11 protein-coding genes, 1 tRNA gene and 1 riboswitch are annotated in these 18,613 nt (G+C 72.5%); of the genes, 5 read left to right on the forward strand and 7 right to left on the reverse strand.

The annotated features are described in order from the left end of the window. Window positions 1–15: 15 nt before the first annotated feature. Window positions 16–1,380 (reverse strand): NAD(P)/FAD-dependent oxidoreductase, encoded by a 1,365-nt coding sequence (locus GTY58_RS21450; RefSeq protein WP_037647602.1) that lies wholly within the window; start codon window positions 1,378–1,380, stop codon window positions 16–18. Between the two features lie 379 nt (window positions 1,381–1,759). On the opposite strand from GTY58_RS21450, the gene GTY58_RS21455 reads away from it, so the two are divergent. Next, window positions 1,760–2,518 carry a TetR/AcrR family transcriptional regulator gene (locus GTY58_RS21455; RefSeq protein ID WP_010985539.1) on the forward strand — a complete coding sequence of 253 codons (759 nt, stop codon included), beginning with the start codon at window positions 1,760–1,762 and terminating at the stop codon, window positions 2,516–2,518. A 285-nt stretch (window positions 2,519–2,803) separates the two neighbouring features. Here GTY58_RS21455 and GTY58_RS21460 read toward each other — a convergent pair whose 3' ends face one another. Both GTY58_RS21460 and GTY58_RS21465 read right to left on the reverse strand, forming a co-directional pair. Continuing rightward, entirely contained in the window at window positions 2,804–6,181 is a 3,378-nt protein-coding gene (locus tag GTY58_RS21460) for a BTAD domain-containing putative transcriptional regulator (RefSeq protein WP_037647604.1), read from the reverse strand. 169 nt (window positions 6,182–6,350) lie between these two features. Next, entirely contained in the window at window positions 6,351–8,432 is a 2,082-nt protein-coding gene (locus GTY58_RS21465; protein WP_037647606.1) for an asparagine synthase-related protein, read from the reverse strand. Window positions 8,433–9,113: 681 nt separating this feature from the next. Between GTY58_RS21465 and GTY58_RS21470 the strand changes: the two genes are divergently transcribed. From GTY58_RS21470 to GTY58_RS21485, 4 genes are all read left to right on the forward strand, one after another. Continuing rightward, window positions 9,114–10,538: a hypothetical protein gene (locus tag GTY58_RS21470; RefSeq protein WP_010985542.1), complete on the forward strand. Its 1,425-nt coding sequence runs from the start codon at window positions 9,114–9,116 to the stop codon at window positions 10,536–10,538. Window positions 10,539–10,707: 169 nt separating this feature from the next. Continuing rightward, window positions 10,708–11,916: an L-2-hydroxyglutarate oxidase gene (gene lhgO / locus GTY58_RS21475; protein WP_242432197.1), complete on the forward strand. Its 1,209-nt coding sequence runs from the start codon at window positions 10,708–10,710 to the stop codon at window positions 11,914–11,916. A gap of 398 nt (window positions 11,917–12,314) precedes the next feature. Next, window positions 12,315–13,187, forward strand: a complete 873-nt coding sequence (gene trmB / locus GTY58_RS21480) for a tRNA (guanosine(46)-N7)-methyltransferase TrmB (RefSeq protein WP_010985544.1) — start codon at window positions 12,315–12,317, stop codon at window positions 13,185–13,187. Between the two features lie 64 nt (window positions 13,188–13,251). Beyond that, the gene (locus tag GTY58_RS21485; protein ID WP_010985545.1) at window positions 13,252–14,613 is read left to right on the forward strand and encodes a PrsW family intramembrane metalloprotease; all 1,362 of its coding nucleotides are present in this window, start codon (window positions 13,252–13,254) and stop codon (window positions 14,611–14,613) included. 39 nt (window positions 14,614–14,652) lie between these two features. Here GTY58_RS21485 and GTY58_RS21490 read toward each other — a convergent pair whose 3' ends face one another. The 4 genes from GTY58_RS21490 to GTY58_RS21505 form a co-directional block, all read right to left on the reverse strand. After that, the gene (locus tag GTY58_RS21490) at window positions 14,653–15,597 is read right to left on the reverse strand and encodes an aldo/keto reductase (RefSeq protein WP_010985546.1); all 945 of its coding nucleotides are present in this window, start codon (window positions 15,595–15,597) and stop codon (window positions 14,653–14,655) included. Between the two features lie 149 nt (window positions 15,598–15,746). Beyond that, on the reverse strand, window positions 15,747–16,790 hold the full coding sequence (locus GTY58_RS21495) for a M23 family metallopeptidase (RefSeq protein WP_010985547.1): 1,044 nt from the start codon (window positions 16,788–16,790) through the stop codon (window positions 15,747–15,749). Between the two features lie 11 nt (window positions 16,791–16,801). Beyond that, window positions 16,802–16,959: riboswitch (cyclic di-AMP (ydaO/yuaA leader) on the reverse strand. A 335-nt stretch (window positions 16,960–17,294) separates the two neighbouring features. Beyond that, a tRNA-Met gene (locus tag GTY58_RS21500) sits at window positions 17,295–17,368 on the reverse strand. Between the two features lie 112 nt (window positions 17,369–17,480). After that, window positions 17,481–18,611 carry a dihydrofolate reductase family protein gene (locus GTY58_RS21505; RefSeq protein ID WP_010985548.1) on the reverse strand — a complete coding sequence of 377 codons (1,131 nt, stop codon included), beginning with the start codon at window positions 18,609–18,611 and terminating at the stop codon, window positions 17,481–17,483. Between the last annotated feature and the right edge of the window lie 2 nt (window positions 18,612–18,613).

Consider the following 18,613-nt stretch of genomic DNA (forward strand, 5'->3'; position numbering starts at 1 on the left):
AGTTCCTGGATCCGGTCAGGACGACCCCTTCGGGTCCCGAGAAGGCTTTCCACCGGCCGCGAGTTCGAACTCCGCGCGAGGATGTTCGAGCGAACCGAGGGAGACGATCTCCCTCTTGAAGAGCCCCGCCAGGGTCCATTCGGCGAGCACCCGGGCCTTGCGGTTGAAGGTGGGCACCCTGCTCAGGTGGTACGCGCGGTGCATGAACCAGGCGGGGTAGCCCTTCAGCTTGCGCCCGTAGATGTGCGCGACGCCCTTGTGCAGCCCCAGGGAGGCCACCGAGCCGACGTATTTGTGCGCGTACGTCTCCAGCTCCTCGCCGCGCAGCGCATGGGCGATGTTGTCGCCGAGGAGCTTGGCCTGGCGCACCGCGTGCTGGGCGTTGGGGGCGGTCTCCTTGCCGGGTTCCTTGGCGGTGAGGTCGGGGACGGCGGCGGCGTCTCCCGCGGCCCACGCGTGCGTGGCGCCGTCCACGGTCAGCTGGGGGGTGCACTTCAGGCGCCCGTGCTCGTTCAACGGCAGGTCGGTGGCGGCGAGGATCGGGTGCGGTTTCACGCCGGCCGTCCAGACGACCGTGCGGTTCGGGAAGCGGGACCCGTCACTCAGTACGGCGATCCGGTCGGCGCACGATTCGAGGCGGGTCTCCATGCGTACGTCGATGTTGCGCCGGCGCAGCTCGGTGACCGCGTACTTGCCCATCTCCTCGCCGACCTCGGGGAGGATGCGGTTCGTGGCCTCCACGAGGATCCACTTCATGTCGTCGCGCTTGACGTTGTGGTAGTAGCGCGCGGCGAAGCGGGCCATGTCCTCCAGTTCGCCGAGCGCCTCCACACCGGCGTAACCGCCTCCTACGAAGACGAAGGTCAGGGCGGCGTCGCGGATCGCGGGGTCGCGGGTGGAGGAGGCGATGTCCATCTGTTCGATGACGTGGTTGCGCAGGCCGATGGCCTCCTCGACCGTCTTGAAGCCGATGCCGTGGTCGGCGAGGCCGGGGATCGGGAGGGTGCGCGAGACGGAGCCTGGGGCGAGGACGAGTTCGTCGTACGTGATCTGCTCGGTGCGGCCGGTCTCCTGGGTGGCGAGCGTGGCGACGGTGGCGACGCGCTTGGCGTGGTCGATGGACTGTGCCTCGCCGACGAGGAGGCGGCATTCGGTCAGGACCCGGCGCAGGGGGACGACGACATGGCGCGGCGAGATGTTGCCGGCCGTGGCCTCGGGAAGGAACGGCTGATAGGTCATGTACGGATCAGGGGAGACGACCACGATCTCCACGTCGCCCCGCTGGAGTTCCGGTTTGAGCTTCCGTTGCAGGCGCAGAGCCGTGTACAGCCCCACGTAGCCGCCGCCGACGATGAGAATGCGCACAGGTTCCTTCACCATCCCATGACGCACCCGCCACCGGCGTTTGTCCACAGGCCCGGCAATTTGTGTGACGGGGCGCGGGGGCCGCGCAGGGTTGGCCGAATTGCCGGGCTGCGGGGAAGGTGCGCAGGTCAGTGGCCGTGAGCAGGGGGCCATCGAGGGGAACGATCGAGACATAAACGACTCGTACTCCGATCGGGGGGCGCTCTGTGCGGAACCTGCCCCTTCTGAATTGACCCCCTCTCAACTATGTTCGTGTGACGACGGGGTGTAGGGGGATGCACTCGACGGGTCCGCGACGGGCGGCCTCGTTCGTGATCCATCTCGTTCCTTGCGCTCCGGCTTCCAATGGCGGGGAGAGTCTCCGGGGGGAGACGTCATTACCGGGGGAACGCTTATGCACATTCAGGAATCTCATTGGTCTACCGCGTCTGCCGTCGCACCCGGCGGAGTGGTCGGCGCGGCGGCGGGCAACGGACGCGGGGACAGCTCGCGTACGACGCCGCTGCGCGTGGACGCACAGCGCAATCTGGAGCACGTACTGCGCGCGGCGCGCGAAGTCTTCGGCGAGCTGGGATACGGCGCGCCGATGGAGGACGTGGCGCGGCGTGCCCGGGTCGGTGTCGGCACGGTGTACCGGCGCTTCCCGAGCAAGGACGTCCTGGTCCGGCGGATAGCCGAGGAGGAGACCTCCCGGCTGACCGACCAGGCCCGGACGGCGCTCGGCCAGGAGGACGAGCCGTGGTCGGCGCTGTCGCGCTTCCTGCGCACCTCGGTGGCCTCGGGCGCGGGGCGTCTGCTGCCGCCGCAAGTGCTGCGGGTCGGCGTCGCCGACGAGGGCCTCGGCGAGGCCGTCGCGGACGAGGCACGGGTGCCGCAGCAGCGGCCGGCTCCGGACCTGCGGCTCGTGGAGCAGCGTCCGGCGCCGGAGGCGGAGCAGGACGACGTGGGTGCGGCGACGCTGCTCGAGGTCGTCGGGCAGCTCGTGGACCGGGCGCGCGCGGCGGGCGAGCTGCGGGCCGACGTCACCGTGTCGGACGTGCTGCTCGTGATCGCGACGGCGGCACCGTCGCTGCCCGACGCGGCCCATCAGGCGGCCGCCTCGGCCAGGTTGCTGGACATCCTGCTGGAAGGGCTGCGGTCGCGGCCGGTGTGATCGACACAGGTCGGCCGGTCTGTCGGTCGGCCTGTGTGTCGGTCCGCCTGTGTGTCGGTGGGCCAGCCGGTCGGTCGGTCGAGTGTTCGGTTGACCTGTTGGTCGGTTGGCCGGCCGGATCGTGGGGCAGCCGGTATGCCTGTCTCCTGGGCGTGGGCGCCGCACCGCCCACGTGCGGGGGATGCGCGTCGGCTTCCCCCGATCGAGTGACCGCCCGTACTCCTCTGCGGCGCCGGAATCCCGGTTCACCTGTCGGTGAGGGTGCCTGCGCGCCGCCTTCCCGCTCTACCCGTCGACGGGATACTCCTCGATCGCCTCGGCCAGGTCCCGTAGGACGTCCTCGGCGGTGAAGGACGTGCCCAGGGTGCGTTCGGACGCGAAGCGGTCGGCCCCCAGGGCCTGGCGGGCGGCGGCCTCGGCCCGGTCGGCCTCGGCGCGCTCCGGCATGGCGCGCGGGTGACCGCCGCGCCAGTGACAGGCGGCGGCCAGCAGCCGGACGGTGCGCGGATGGTCACCCAGCTGGGCGAGGACGCTCGCCGCGATGTCCACGAGCCCCGCCGTCACCGGCTCCGCGCACCGGCCCCGCACGGCCCGGCGCAGGGCGTCGGCCGCCCTCGGCAGACCGCGCTCCGGGCCGGACTCGGCGAGCGTCACGAGGGCGTCCATGCCGTCGAGCGCGGCGACGAAATGCGGCGGCGGTGTACCGCGCAAGGTCTCCGCCCGCGCCTCCTCCCACCACACGCGCGCGTGGGCCGTCTCCCCCGCGTCCAGCGCGATCTGCGCGCGCAGCAGCCGGACGTATGCGCGGGAGTCCGTCACCCCGTAGCGGTCGGCGGCGTCGCTCGCTTCCTCCAGCGCGGTCAGCGCCCCGGCCCGGTCCCCGTCGCGGAACGCGATCTCGGAGAGCCGGGCGATGAGGAACGGTGTCTCCGCGTACGCGCCCACCTCGTAGGCGAGCCGCAGCGCCTCCTCGTACTCGCTCTTCGCGTCCCCGAAGAGGCCGCGCGCCATATCCGTCTCGCCGGCCGCGCTGCACACCTGGGCACGCATCCAGCGGTCGCCGACCCGGCGGCTGAGCGTCCGCAGCTCCGCCAGGTCGCCGTCGATGCCGTGCAGTCCGCCGGGGGAGTCGACGACTATGTGCGTACGGAGCATCAAGGTCACGCCGATCTCCCAGTCGCCGCCGTACGCACGGCAGTTGGCGACCACCGCGTCCAGCTGGGGCCGCATGTCCACGTGAGGTGGCCTGTCCTCCACCGCGCCTATGTAGTACTCGGTCAGCGGCCAGACCAGGCCTGGCAGGGTCGCCGCGTCCGGGCCGCCCTTCGCGAAGGCGGACCGCACCCGGGCGACGTACGCCCGCGACCGCTCGTCCTGCATGGCGCCCACCGGCTGCGACTCGGAGAGCAGAAACAGTTGCAGCAGACGGAGCTTCATCCGCGTTCGGTGCAGCGGGTGGTCCTCCTCGGCGTCGGCGAGGTACGCGGCGACCGGATCTATCGTGGCCAGTTCGTCAAAAACGTCGGCGGTCGCGGGAGCGGTGCAGGGGTGCGACCTCCCGTTCACCGCCTCGGGGTCCGGGTTCGCCGCCGACGCGTCCAGGGCCACGCCCAGACGCAGCACGTGGTCCACCCACTCCGCGCCCTCGCGACAGTAGTTGCGCAGCCACCAGAACCAGCCCATGGCCAGGGCGAGGGCACTGCTCTGCTCCTCGTCGCCGGAGACCACCGCGTGGTACAGGGCCGCCCTGATGTTGTCGAGCTCCGTCTCCAGGCGCCGGATCCACGGGAGTTGCCCGGCGGAGCGCAACAGGGGTTCGGCCTCCTCGACGAGGGCGCGGGCCCACGCGCGATGGCGGCGCTCGGCGGCGGCGCGCAGCTCGGGAGCCTCGGCGGCGCGCTCGGTGGCGTACTCGTGGATCGTCTCCAGCATCCGGTACCGCATGCCGTCGCCGTCGTCCGCGCCGTACGGGGTCGCGACGATCAGGGACTTGTCGACGAGCGCCCCGACGAGATCGGCCGTCGGCCCCGTGCACACCGCCTCCGCCGCCGCGAGGTCCCAGCCGCCCGCGAACACCGACACCTCGCGCAGCACCGTCCGCTCCCGCTCGTCGAGCAGGTCCCAGGACCAGTCGACGACGGCGCGCAGGGTCTGCTGGCGGGGCAGCACGGTGCGGCTGCCGGAGGTGAGCAGCCGAAAGCGGTCGTCGAGGCGGCCGGCGATCTGCCGGGGCGTCAGCATCCGCAGCCGGGCGGCCGCCAGTTCGATCGCGAGGGGCAGTCCGTCGAGCCGCCGGCAGATCTCGTCCACGGCGTCGGACTCACGCAGGACGGTCTCCGGATCGGGGCGGACGGCTGCCGCGCGCTCCATGAACAGACGGCGCGCGGGATCCGGCGGCAGCGGCTCGACGGGCCGCACCGACTCGCCCGGCACACCCAAAGGTTCGCGGCTGGTGGCCAGGATCGTGAGCCCTGGGCAGTGCGTCAGCAGGGTCTCCGCGAGTTCGGCCGCGGCGTCGATCACATGTTCGCAGTTGTCAAGGATCAGGAGCTGCTCGCGCGGAGCGCAGTACTCGACGAGCAGGGCGACCGGATCGTCGAGCGGGGACGCCATCTCGCTGCCGATCAGGACGGTCTCGCGCAGGCCGAGGGCACTGACCACCGCGCCGGGCACCGCCTCCGGCCGGTCGAGCGGGGCGAGCTCGGCCAGCCACGCCTGCGGCAGCCCGGCGGCGGCTTCCTCGGCGAGACGGGTCTTTCCTGAGCCGCCCGGTCCGGTGAGGGTGACGAGGCGGGCCCTGTGCATATCGGAACGGATCGCGGCGAGTTCGGGTTCCCGCCCGACGAAGGAATTCAGCCGGGGACGGAGGTTGCCGGTGCGCTCCGCCGCCCGTTGCGCACGGATCCCCCCGGCCGGTGCGGCGGCGCGGGAGGCGCCGGCAGGCGTCTCCGGGGACAGCAACTCCGCGTGCAGGGCCTTGAGCTCCGGACCGGGATCGGTGCCCAGGTCCTCCGACAGGGCACGGCGTACGTTCTCGTACGCGGCCAGCGCGTCCGCGCCACGGCCCGTGTCGCGCAGGGCGCGGACGAGGAGGGCGTGGAGCGGTTCGTCGTACGGGTGTGCCGTGGTCAGTTCCTTCAGCTCCGGCAGGGCGTCCTCGGCGCGGCCCAGGCGCAGTTCGGCCTCCACGCGCGCGCGGGTCGCGTCCAGCCGGAGGGCCTCGGGGCGGGCGGCGGCGGTGCGGTCGGGGAGGTCCGCGAAGGCGGGACCGTGCCACAGGGCGAGGGCCTCGCCCAGGTCGCGTGCGGCGGCCCCCGCGTCGCCGCGCTCGAGGGCTGCCCTGCCGCGCTTGACCAGGTCCTCGAAGCGGAAGAGGTCGACGCTGTCGCGGGCGGTGGCAAGCCGGTAGCCGCCGGGTTCGGAGACGACCGCGTCCCTGCCTATGGCTCGGCGGAGCCGGCCGACGAGGGCCTGGAGGGCCGCCGGCGCGTCGAGCGGCGGTTCCTCCGACCAGACCTCGTCGATCAGGGTCTGCGGGGCGCTCGTGCGGTCGGGGCGCAGGGCCAGCGCCGTGAGCAGCGCACGGACCCGGGGGCCGCCGATGGGTACCAGGGCCCCCTGGTCGTCCTGAGCCTGGGTGACGCCCAGGATTCCGTACCGCACGCACCTATTCTCTCCGGGGCGCACGGCGGGGGCACCGGGTTTCGCACCGCGCGCTGCGGCGCCCCCCCGGCCCCCACTGCTGAAGCGGCTGCCGAGACGGCCCGCAGCCGAGTACGGACGCAAGGGGCCGTGTCGCGGTGCCCGCCCCCGGCCCCCGACGCACCGCGGCTCAAGAAGACGCCGCCCCCAACGCCCGTCCCTGCGGCGCGATCCCCGCCGGCACCGCCCGCTGCCGCGCCGGCGTCCCCGTCCAGCACGTCCCCCGCCGCGCCAGCAACCGCCGCAGCCACAACTCCAGCGAAACCAGGTCCGCCAGCCCGTCCAACGGCACCGGCTCGCCCTGCGCCGCCGCCCGCACCGCCTTGCGCACCACCCGCGCCTCGACCAGCCCCGCCTCCGCCAGCAACGGCGTGTCGAACAGCGCGACGAGAGAATCCACAGCGACCCGCAACCCCGTCCGCGCCGCAACCGCCGACGACGCGTGCGAGGGCGCACCCCAGCCCGGCGGCAGATCCGCCACCCCGGCGCCCTCCAGGACCGTACGCAAGATCGCCGCTCGCGCCCCCGGCTGCACCCGCAGCGCCTCGGGAAGCGCCCGGCACGCGCGTACGACCTGGTTGTCCAGGAACGGCGCGTGCAGCCGCTGGAAGCGGATCTCCGCGGCCTGCTCCAGCACCCGCAGATCCGCCGCATGCCTGGTCAGCGCCGCCCGTGCGCGGAAGTCGCCCGGCCGCTGCCCCGGCCCGACCCCCGGCCGCCCGGTGGCCCCCTGGAGGCGAACCGATACTTCAGCGAGGGCCTCACCGGTCAGCCACCGCGCCGCCGGCCCCGGTCTGGCCCAGGTGAGCGCGGCCAGCGACGCGCCCACCGCACCGCCCGGCTCCTCGAACCGCCGCCGCATCAGCCGGTCGGCCAGCCCGTCCACCCCGGTCCGGTACGGCGTGCGTGCCAGCTTCCGCGCCGCGCCGTACACGCGCGCGGGGACCATCACCGAGCCGTCCGCCTTCGCGAGCGCCGCCACCGGGCGTACGAGATGGCGCCGCTTGCGGTCCATCAGGAGATCCGCGAGCCGCGCCGGGTGCGCGTCCAGGACCTGCCGGGCGCCGTACCCGGTGAAGTGGTCCGCGCTGCCGGAGGCGAGCCGCGCGCGGTGCCGTGCCGCCGTCACCAGGGACGGGCCGGGCTCGTCCGTCAGCGGGCCGTCCAGGTCGGCGTACGGGAGCATCTCCTCGCCGCCGGCGACCACCACGTGGTGCAGCCGGGGGTTCGCGGCCAGGGTCCCCGCGCGCTCCAGTTCGGCCTCCCGCCCGCCGACGGCAAGGTCGTTGAAGGTGACGGCCAGCAGCCGCTCCCCCGCGCCCGTGCCGTGCCCGAGCACCGTCCCCGGCCTGCCCGGCAGCCCCGCCGCGAGCAGCACCAGCGTCCCCGACGCCGGTCCCCCGGAGAGGTCCGCGCCGATGCCGGGCACCGGCATGCCCCGGGCCGCGCGCCGCTCCGCGGGCCCCATCCCCGGGACGGGTCCGGGGTCCACGTCCGGTACGTGCCTCGGCGCGGCCAGACGCGCGCGTACCGCGTCGATGAGGGCGTCGCGTACGGCGTCGACCGCGCGCCCCGGGTCGGCCGGGGGCGCGGCCACGGCGAGGGAGGCGACCGGCTCGTAGCCGGCGATCTCCCGCGCTCCCGCGCGCAGGATCAGCGCATGCCCCGGCGGAATACGTCGCACGCCGTCGTAAGGGGTGGAGTCGTGGACGGCCGCCGGGACGTCGGGGGCCGCGAGCAGGGCCGCCAGGTGCCCGAAGTCCAGGTTCGCCTCGATGAGGTCGGCGAGGGGGAGCGCGGCGGTCGCATACGCCGTGCCGCCCGCCCAGGGGGTGTAGAACACCGGCCTGGCGCCCGCCAGATCGCCGCAGACGGTCACCCGGCGGCCCACCTGGACCACGGCCGTGTAGCTGCCGGACCAGTTGGTCAGATGGCGAAGCGCGCCTCCCCTGGCGGCGAACAGACCGACCCGCAGCTCTTCGTCGGAAGCCCCGCACGTACCGAGGACCGCGATCCGGATCTGCGCGTCGGCCTTCACGACGCGGACCTCGTCGGGGCGCCAGTCGCCGACCGCCCACAGCGGATCGGGGTCGCCCCACAGGAGTTGGGAGCCCACCGGGTGCACGGTCTCGCCGTCGCTTCCGGTCGATCCCGCAGAGCCGATCTCAGGGGCCCTGGCGGTGGTACTGCTCCACCCCACCAACCACCGCATCGTCGCCTCCACAGGCTGTGGACAACCAGTGCACCGTACGAACTCGGCACCATGCTGCCACGAAGAATGCGTGCGGGAGGGGCTCCGCCACCGCTTCCACACACGGGAACGCACCGTCTTGAGGATGCCCGCAAACAGCTGAACGCACCCGTCGGGCAGGCCAGTCGGGGTGAAACAGCGACGCGAATGCGCCCCCGATGCACTCCCCAAAAACACCTAACGCGCCCTCAAGTAGCGTGGTAGAGGCGGTAATCGCCCTCAAAGGGCACCGTCGAAAATCAGCCAAATCGACCGGTCGCCGCCACGGCCGAGCACGCTCCGTACAGGCTCTGCGCACCGTATGCACAACGCACAGTCCGGGAGGCGGAGTTCGCCTCCCGGACCGGTCCGCCGCCCGCGGGGATGTAGGCGGCGGTGTCCCCCAGCCCACTGGATCCAGTACAGCGGGCCGACCCACGCAGGTCCATGGAACCGCTCCCGCGATGGCCGGAGAAGAGCGCACGGACAGGCGCACAGCCACACAGCGGGAGCACGCCGCAACACTCCGTACTGTCGTGCGGACCACAATCCCGCCATCCGGAAGTACAGCCCTTAACGCTTGGGATCGGGCGAACTACGCTGGGTTTACGAATGCCGCATGGTTATGCCAGCGCGGCAGCCGTCTGTGTCGAGGGGTGGCGCATGTCCAGGGAGCAACGCGGGCCGAACGAAAAACTCGGCGCCGTTCTCGCCCTCGCGGGAATCAGCAACGCAGGACTCGCTCGTCGCGTCAACGATCTTGGCGCTCAACGCGGGTTGACTCTTCGCTACGACAAGACGTCCGTGGCGCGCTGGGTGTCGAAGGGAATGGTGCCCCAGGGCGCCGCCCCGCACCTCATCGCCGCGGCCATCGGCCAGAAGCTCGGCCGCCCGGTGCCGCTCCACGAGATCGGACTGGCGGACGCGGATCCCGCACCGGAAGTGGGTCTCGCCTTCCCCCGGGACGTCGGCCAGGCGGTGCGCTCGGCGACGGAGCTGTACCGGCTCGACCTCGCCGGACGCCGGGCCGGCGCCGGCGGCATCTGGCAGTCGCTCGCCGGATCGTTCGCGGTGAGCGCATACGCAACTCCCGCTTCACGGTGGCTGATAACCCCGGCCGACAGTTCGGTGGCGCGCGAGGCGAACCCTGGTGAGGAGGCCGGAGCACCGCTGAAAGTCGGCCACAGCGATGTGCAGAAGCTCCGTGAGGCGGCGGAGGACGCCAGGCGCTGGGACTCCAAGTACGGAGGCGGCGACTGGCGTTCGTCCATGGTGCCGGAATGCCTGCGGGTGGAGGCGGCACCGCTGCTGCTCGGCGCGTACTCGGACGAAGTCGGCAGGGCCCTCTTCGGAGCGAGCGCCGAGCTGACCCGCCTCGCGGGCTGGATGGCCTTCGACACGGGCCAGCAGGAGGCCGCTCAGCGGTACTACATCCAGGCCTTACGTCTCGCCCGCGCGGCGGCGGACGTGCCCCTCGGGGGGTACGTCCTCGCGTCGATGTCGCTCCAGGCGACCTACCGCGGCTTCGGCGACGAGGGCGTCGACCTCGCCCAGGCCGCCCTGGAGCGCAACCGCGGCCTGGCCACCTCCCGCACCATGAGCTTCTTCCGTCTCGTCGAGGCACGCGCCCACGCGCGCGCGGGTGACGCCCAGGCGGCCGGTGGCGCCCTGAAGGCGGCCGAGGGCTGGTTGGAGCGGGCCCGCGACGGGGACAACGATCCCTCCTGGCTCGGCTTCTACTCGTACGACCGTTTCGCGGCCGACGCGGCGGAGTGCTACCGCGATCTCAAGGCGCCGCGCCAGGTCCGCCGCTTCACCGAGCAGGCCCTGTCGAAGCCGACGGAGGAGTTCGTACGCTCCCACGGCCTGCGCCTGGTCGTGTCCGCGGTCGCCGAGCTGGAGTCGGGCAACCTGGACGCGGCATGCGAGCAGGGCGTACGGGCGGTGGAGGTCGCCGGGCGCATCTCCTCGGCCCGCACCACCGAGTACGTGAAGGACCTGCTGCACCGGCTGGAGCCGTACGGCGACGAACCGCGCGTGGTGGAGCTGCGGGAGCGCGCACGGCCGCTGCTGATGGCTCCGGCCTGAGAGCCCGGGCCGGCGCGGGCCGCACGTCCGCGCCGGACCCCGGCTCGCACCGTTCCCGGGTGCCCGACGTGACCGCGTGACCTGCTCGGCCCTCCGGGCGCCTCCACCAGGGTTTGAGGGCATTGTCAGTGGCGCAGTGCACTATCGAAGCCGGGAGGTGGAGCAGGTGGTGCAGAAGATCGCTTACGACTGCGATGTGCTGGTGATCGGTGGCGGGATCGTCGGCCTGTCGACGGCGTATGCGATCACGCGTGCCGCGCCGGGCACGCGGGTGACGGTGCTGGAGAAGGAGCAGGGCCCGGCCCGGCACCAGACGGGGCGCAACAGCGGGGTCGTCCACAGCGGGATCTACTACCGGCCGGGCTCCCTGAAGGCGCGGTACGCGGTGCGGGGCGCCGCCGAGATGGTGAAGTTCTGCACGGAGTACGGCATCGACCACGCGGTCACCGGCAAGCTGATCGTCGCGACGGAGCGGGCCGAGCTGCCCCGCCTGCACGCACTCGTGCAGCGCGGCCGGGAGAACGGGATTCCGGTGCGAGAGCTGGGCCCGGCCCAGATCGCGGAGTACGAGCCGGAGGTCCGCGGCCTCGCGGCCATACATGTGGGCACCACCGGGATCTGCGACTTCGTCGCGGTGGCCCGGCAGCTCGCGGAGTCGTCCGGCGCCGAGATCCGCTACGGGGCGAACGTCCTGCGCATCGACCGGCGCCCCTCGCTCGGGGTCGCCGTCCGCACGGGTGACGGAGCGGTCGTCCGCGCGCGCGTGCTGGTCAACTGCGCGGGACTGCACTGCGACGAGGTGGCCCGGCTCACCGGGGACGACCCCGGGATGCGGATCGTGCCCTTCCGGGGCGAGTACTACACGCTGGCACGCCCCGAGCTGGTGCACGGGCTGGTCTATCCGGTGCCGGATCCGGCGTTCCCGTTCCTCGGGGTGCACCTCACCCGCGGCATCGACCGCAGCGTGCACATCGGCCCCAACGCGGTACCGGCGCTGGCCCGCGAGGGATACGGCTGGGGGACAGTGCGGCCACGGGAGCTGGGCGCGACGCTGGCGTGGCCGGGCTCGTGGCGGATAGCGCGGCAGCACTGGCGGTACGGCGCCGGGGAGCTGCGGCGGTCGGTGTCGAAGGGAGCCTTCACCCAGGCGGTACGGCGACTGCTGCCGGCGGTGACGGAGGACGACCTGCGACCGGCGGCGGCGGGCGTACGGGCCCAGGCGGTGCTGCGGGACGGGACGCTGGTGGACGACTTCCTGATCCGGGAGGGGGCACGGGCGGTGCACGTACTGAACGCGCCTTCGCCCGCGGCGACGGCGTCGCTGCCGATCGGGCGGGAGGTGGCGCGGCGAGCGCTGGCGGCGCTGGCCGACACCTGAAAGCCGCGCCCTGCTCGGGGGTCGGCGTCGGGATCGGGGTCGGCGTCGGGGTCGGGGTCGGCGCGGGCGTCAGGGTGGCCGCCGCCGGTCACCGCTTGAAGGTCGCCCCGAGCCAGCGTCGAGGTGCCCCTCCGACCAGCCCCCGAAAATCCCCCAGGTCCGGCACCGGCACCGGCATCGCCAAAAGGGCCCCTGCCCCGCGCATCCCGAACCGAGCACCCCTGATGCCGCGCATCCTGAACCTTGATACCGCGCATCCCTGATGCCACCTCCCGAATCCCGCCCGGGATACCGCCTCCCGGATACCGCCCGCTCCGGGACGGGCCTCGCCCCCCGGCGGCAGCCGTCCCCGGTGGCAGCCGTCCCCGGCTGGGACAGCCCGTAAAATCGACCTCACTGTGTCTGACTCTCTCCACACCCCCGAAGAGCCCCGGCCCGGCCCCGGTGAGCAGCTCGCGCACGCCCACGACGGCTCGCTCCGTCACACCCGTGCCAAAGGCGAGCCCCGTTTCCCCGACGGGCCGAAGGCCGATCCCGCCGGATCGCACTTCGAGCGCCGGATCCGGAGTTTCCAGCCCCGGCGGAGCCGGGTGACGGCCGGGCAGGCCGACGCCCTGCAACGGCTGTGGCCCAAGTGGGGCCTGGACATCGACGGACACGCCCTCGACCTCACCGAGCTGTTCGGGAACACCCACCCCGTCGTGCTGGAGATCGGCTTCGGCATGGGCGAGGCCACCGCGCGGATGGCCGCCGAGGACCCGGACACCGGAATCCTCGCCGTCGACGTGCACACCCCCGGCCAGGGCAATCTGCTCAACCTCGCCGACCAGCACGGCCTGACCAACATCCGCGTGGCCAACGGGGACGCGATCATCCTGCTCCGCGAGATGCTCCCGCCCGACTCGCTCGACGGCCTGCGCGTCTACTTCCCCGACCCCTGGCCCAAGAAGCGGCATCACAAGCGCCGCCTGATCCAGCCGGAGTTCCTCACCCTCGCCGCGACCCGTCTGAGGCCCGGCGCGCTCGTGCACTGCGCGACCGACTGGGAGCCGTACGCCGAGCAGATGCTCGACGTCCTCACCGCGCACCCCGACTTCGAGAACACGCAGCCCACCGGCGGTTACGCGCCACGTCCAGGCTTCCGCCCGCTGACCCGTTTCGAGGGCCAGGGACTGGACAAGGGTCATGTCGTGAACGATCTGCTGTTCCGGCGCGTACAGCCCAGGGATCAGCACCGAGACCTGCCCCCGTCGGCGACCGAGGCCGACTGAACCAACCGCAGTCGGCGCCAGGCACCGTCGCGGGCAGCGCCCATCCCTCGTTAGGGTCGATGCCGTGGCCACCTGTCCCCCCTATCCGACGCACCCCACCGGCCCCGCCGGAGGTGTGCTGCGACGGCACACCCACTGGTGGCAACGGAGATGGGTGCGGTACGGGGCCCTGGTCACCCTCCTCGCGCTCTCCGGCCTCGTCATCCTGGCGCTCGTACGACAGCAGACGGGCACCGAGGGCTTCCTGGTGGGCCTGGGCCTCGCGGTCCTGCCGGTCCCGCTGCTCATAGCCGCGTTCCGCTGGCTGGACCGGGTGGAGCCCGGCCCCTGGCGCAACCTCCTCTTCGCCTTCGCCTGGGGTGCCTGCGCCGCCGCGCTCATAGCGATCGTCGCCAACAGCTTCGCGACGAGATGGATAGCGACCGCGACCGCCGACCCGACCAGCGCCGACACCCTCGGCGCGACCGTCATAGCGCCCGTCGTCGAGGAGTCCGCGAAGGCGGCGGCCGTACTGCTGGTCTTCCTGTTCCGCAGGCGGGACTTCACCGGGATCGTCGACGGGGTGGTGATAGCCGGGGTCACGGCCACCGGCTTCGCGTTCACCGAGAACATCCTCTACCTCGGCACCGCCTTCGGCACGGACCAGCTGAGCGGCGAGCGCGGCCTCGCCTCGGTGACCGCGGCGACGTTCTTCGTACGCGTCGTGATGTCCCCCTTCGCGCATCCCCTGTTCACCGTGCTCACCGGCATCGGTTTCGGCATCGCCGCGCTGTCGGCGGAGCGCCAGCATCTGCGCCGGGTGCTGGTCCCGCTCGCGGGACTGCTGCTCGCGATGGGCATGCACTCCGTCTGGAACGGCTCGTCCTCGTTCGGGGAATACGGTTTCTTCGCGGTGTACGCGTCCTTCATGGTGCCCGCGTTCGCGTTGCTGACCTGGCTGGTCATCTGGACGCGGCAGCGGGAGCTGCGGACGGTGCGCGAGGAGCTGCCGGCGTACGCGGCCGCCGGCTGGCTGTCCCTGCCGGAGCCGTTCCTCCTCAGCTCCATGCGGGCACGGCGGCTCGCCAGGGAGCACGCCGGGCACCACTTCGGGAAGGCCGCGGCCAGGTCCGTGGCGGAGTACGAGGCGTACGCGACGTCGCTGGCGTTTCTGCGGCACCGGGCGCACCGCGGTCGCGCGGAGGCGAATTTCGCCGTACGGGAGCGGGAGTTGCTCCACGAGCTGTGGAGCCGGCGGGGGGTGGCGCGGCCCGCGCTGGCGTATGCGGGGCGGGCGATGACGCCGGTGGCGGTGCAGCCGCCCTGGCCGGTCTACGGGTACACGGCGCGGTATGGGCAGCAGTCCCGCTACGGGCATCCGGGGTACGGGCAGCCGCCGTACGGAGCGGCGGCGCCGTATCCCGCGTACAACCCGTATCGGGTGTAGCGGGTACGGCACCGCCGAGGCGCGCCGGTGGGCCGTGTCTCAGGCGGAAGCCTGCGTCAGCTTCGACAGCTCCGCGTCCGTCAGGGTCAGCTCGCCCACCGCGAGCAGGGCGGGCAGCTGGTCCACCGTGCGGGCCGAGGCGATCGGGGCCGCCACCGTCGGCTGGGCCGCCAGCCAGGCCAGGGCCACCGTGGCGGCCTCCGCGCCACGCGCCCCGGCGATCTCGTCCAGGGCCGCCAGGACGCGCACGCCCCGCTCCGTCCCGAGGTGCTTGCCCGCGCCCTCCGCGCGGGCGGAGTCGACCTTCGTGCCCGGGCGGTACTTGCCCGTCAGGAAGCCGGAGGCGAGGGCGTAGTACGGGACGGCCGCGAGGCCGTTGCGGGAGGCGACGTCCTGGAGCTGGCCCTCGTACGTGTCGCGCGAGACCAGGTTGTAGTGCGGCTGGAGGGCGACGTACCGCGCCAGGCCCTCGCGGTCGGAGAACTCCAGGGACTCCTGGAGCCGCTCGGGGGAGATGTTGGAGGCCGCGATCGCGCGGACCTTGCCCTCGCGCACCAGCCCGTCGAGCGCGGTGATGATCTCCTCCACCGGCACCGACGGGTCGTCGTAGTGCGTGTAGTAGAGGTCGATGTAGTCCGTGTCCAGGCGGCGCAAAGAAGCCTCCGCCGCCGCCTTGATGTTGGCCGCGGCCAGCCCCTTGAACCGCGGGTGCGCGCCGACCTTCGTGGCGAGGACGACCTCGGAGCGGTTGCCGCGCGCGGCGAACCACCTGCCGATGATCGTCTCCGACTCACCGCCCTCGTTGCCGGGCACCCACGCCGAGTAGGCGTCGGCGGTGTCCACGAAGTTGCCGCCCCCGGCCGTGTACGCGTCCAGCACGGCGAAGGACTGCGCCTCGTCGGCGGTCCAGCCGAAGACGTTGCCCCCGAGGGAGAGCGGGAAGACCTCGAGGTCGGACGGGCCGAGCTTGCGAAGAGAAGTCATGCTCGATATCAACGACCGTGATGGAGCCACGTATTCCGGCCATCCGGCCGAAACGCCCGGCCGCCGAAGGGCCCGCTGAGGCATCCGGCCGAGCGCCCGTCTCCCGGTCACCCGGACTCCCGGACTCCCGGACTCCCGATGGTGGTGCCCTACGGGTTGAGCCCCTTGCTCTGGAGCCAGGCCGTCGGGTCGATCCCGGTGGCGTTGCCGCCGGGGTGCACCTCCAGGTGCAGATGCGGCCCGGTCACGTTGCCGGTCGCGCCCACGCGCCCGATGACGTCGCCCGTGGCCACCTTCTGCCCCACGCTGGCGCTGATCGAGGACTGGTGGCAGAACCACAGCTCGGTGCCGTCGTCGAGGGTGAGGATGGTGCGGTAGCCGTACGAGCCGGCCCAGCCCGCCTCCGTGATGGTGCCGCTGTGGATCGCCTTGATGAGCGTGCCGGTGGGAGCGGCGAAGTCGAGGCCGGTGTGGTAGCCGGAGGACCACATGGAGCCGGAGTCACCGAAGCGCGAGGTCAGCGTGTACGAGGAGGTCGGCAGCGAGTAGCTCTTGGCGAGCTGGGTCAGCCGCGCGGCCTCCTTCTCCGCCTCGATCTCGTCCTCCGCCTTCTTCTTCGCGGCGGCTTCCTTGGCCTTGGCGTCGTCCTGTGCCTTGGCGGCGGCGTCGGCGGCCTTCTTGGCGGCGGCGGTCTCGGCGGCGCGTGCGGCCGCCTGGTCGACCTGGTCCTGCTGCGACTCGGCCTGCTGGATGATGCGGGCGCGCAGGGCCTCACCGGCGTCCGCGCTGCCCGCGACCGTGTCGGCGGTGGTCAGGCCCGCGCTGGTGAGCGGGGTGGACGAGCCCTTGGGGGTGCTGGATTCGGCGCCTACGAAGGCCTTGGCCGATTCGGTGACCGACGACAGGTCGGGCATCGATATGGAGACGGGCGGCTTGCCGGTCTGCGCGGTGGCCATGCCGCCCGCGCCGACGGCGGCGATGACGCCGACGCCCAGAACGGTGGAGCTGCGCGCGAGTCCGCCGCCGCGCTGCTTGGCGACGCGGTGCCGGCCGCGCACGGGGCGAATGGACTCCGCGGTGGGATTCCACTCCTCCCAGGGGCCCTCGTCACCCCGGAAACCGAAGGTCTCCGACTCGTACGACTTCTCACTCGGTGCGAACGAGGTTTGCTGGGCAGGCCGGTTGGACGCCACGTGGGCGCGCTCCTTTCCTTCCTTCTGGCCTACCGGGTTAGCTGACGGGTTCGGAGCAGGAAGGTCTCCTACGCGCGTATACCTGCCGTGTTGCCACGGCGGCATCCGCGTGATTCACCCCAAGTTGATGGTTCCCCGGTTCCCTTGCAGGATTCGGCACACGCGCACGGAGCCATCTCTGGTGACGGCTGGGACAACCGCGCTGCGTTATCGAACGTTAATAGACACGGGCGTGGTATTCCAAGCGCTTCTTACTGATCGTTAACTACTTTTGGCCTGGACTTACGGGTCATGACCGGTGAAAAACGGGCGAGTTGATCGCACCTCAGGAACCCCACAGGTTTTGACGGTGCGTCAGCCGCTCCGCGGAGCGACACCCTTCGCTCACACCTGGTGACAATGAGCGAGAACGCCGTACGGATGCCGGGGCAAACGGCGTCGTACGGATGCCGGGGTACACGACTGAGGGCCGGAATCCATTGGATTCCGGCCCTCGGCCTTCAGTAGCGGGGACAGGATTTGAACCTGCGACCTCTGGGTTATGAGCCCAGCGAGCTACCGAGCTGCTCCACCCCGCGTCGTTGAAACCAGTGTACGCCATCCGCGGGACAGGAAGCACACGGGTTCACGCCCACGGGCCTTCACCACTGGTTTCCCTTGGGCGACCGCCGATCCCGGCCGGGGGCGGGGTCAGCCGAGCAGGTGCCGATTGGGTGCCGTCGCCCTGGCCTCGTACTCCGGAAGGACGACCACATCCGCCCCCTCCGCCACAAGAACCCCGCTCCCGTCCGCCGCCGCCACGAACGTGTCCGGCTCGCGCCACGCCGTGACGACCCGGCGTACGCCCGCGTCGAGGATCAGGCGGGCGCAGGGCCGCGGCCGTGAGGTCCGGCGGGCGCACGGCTCCAGGCTGCTGTAGACCGTGGCGCCGGCCAGCCGGGGATCCTCGGCGTCGAGCTTCGCCAGCGCGGCCTCCTCCGCGTGGACCACCGGGTCGCCGCCCTCCCGGGAGTGGCCGCGCGCCAGCTCCGTACCGTCGGCCGCGACGATCACCGCCCCCACGCTGAACGCGGTCCGGGACGGCGGACACCGGTCCGCCAGTTCGCAGGCGAGCGCCAGCCAGTGCCGGTCGGCGGCGGTGGCGAGCCTCCCGGTGCCCGGTGCCGTGGGGACGTACCGCATGAGGACGACGTCCCCCACCGGCCGTGTCTCCACGAGCCGCATCCGGCCGGGCGGATACCCGCCGGACCCGAACATCCGCGGCGCCTGCGCCTGTCCGACGAACAGCGGCGCGACGGCGAGCTGGAGTTCGTCCGCGAGCCCCTGCTGGAGCAGCTGCGTGTGGACGCGGCCGCCGCCCTCGACCATCAGCCGCCGTACGCCCTTCACCCTCCCCAGGTGGTCGAGGACCGCCCGCCACTCCAGTTCGGCACCCACGGCGACCACATCGGCGGCGATCCCCAGCTCGCGCAGCCGCTCCGCGCCCTTGTCCGTCGTGTACACGGCCTTCTCGCCGCCGGTGTGCCAGAACTGCGCGTCCGGGTCCAGGTCACCGGACGCGGTGACCGTCACCTTCAGCGGATACTCCGGGAGCCCCTCGGCGACCCGGGCCGCGCGCCGCTCCGCCGAGTTCACCAGCAGCCGTGGGTTGTCGGTGCGCAGGGTGCCGGCACCGACCAGGATCGCGTCGCTGGCCGCCCGCACCTCGTCGACCCGGTCGAAGTCGGCCGGCCCGGACAGCAGCAGCCGGTCGGGGCCGGTGTCGTCCAGGAATCCGTCGAGGGAGACAGCGGCGGACAACAGGACGTAGGGGTGGGGCATGT

The sequence above is a fragment of the Streptomyces sp. SID5469 genome (assembly GCF_009862865.1).
GTDB lineage: Bacteria > Actinomycetota > Actinomycetes > Streptomycetales > Streptomycetaceae > Streptomyces > Streptomyces avermitilis.

Excerpts from the sequence above, each read along its gene's own strand:
- GTY58_RS21450 (WP_037647602.1), bottom strand. The coding sequence starts at position 1,380 with ATGGTGAAGGAACCTGTGCGCATTCTCATCGTCGGCGGCGGCTACGTG.
- GTY58_RS21455 (WP_010985539.1), top strand. The coding sequence starts at position 1,760 with ATGCACATTCAGGAATCTCATTGGTCTACCGCGTCTGCCGTCGCACCC.
- GTY58_RS21465 (WP_037647606.1), bottom strand. The coding sequence starts at position 8,432 with ATGCGGTGGTTGGTGGGGTGGAGCAGTACCACCGCCAGGGCCCCTGAG.
- GTY58_RS21470 (WP_010985542.1), top strand. The coding sequence starts at position 9,114 with ATGTCCAGGGAGCAACGCGGGCCGAACGAAAAACTCGGCGCCGTTCTC.
- GTY58_RS21490 (WP_010985546.1), bottom strand. The coding sequence starts at position 15,597 with ATGACTTCTCTTCGCAAGCTCGGCCCGTCCGACCTCGAGGTCTTCCCG.
- GTY58_RS21505 (WP_010985548.1), bottom strand. The coding sequence starts at position 18,611 with ATGCCCCACCCCTACGTCCTGTTGTCCGCCGCTGTCTCCCTCGACGGA.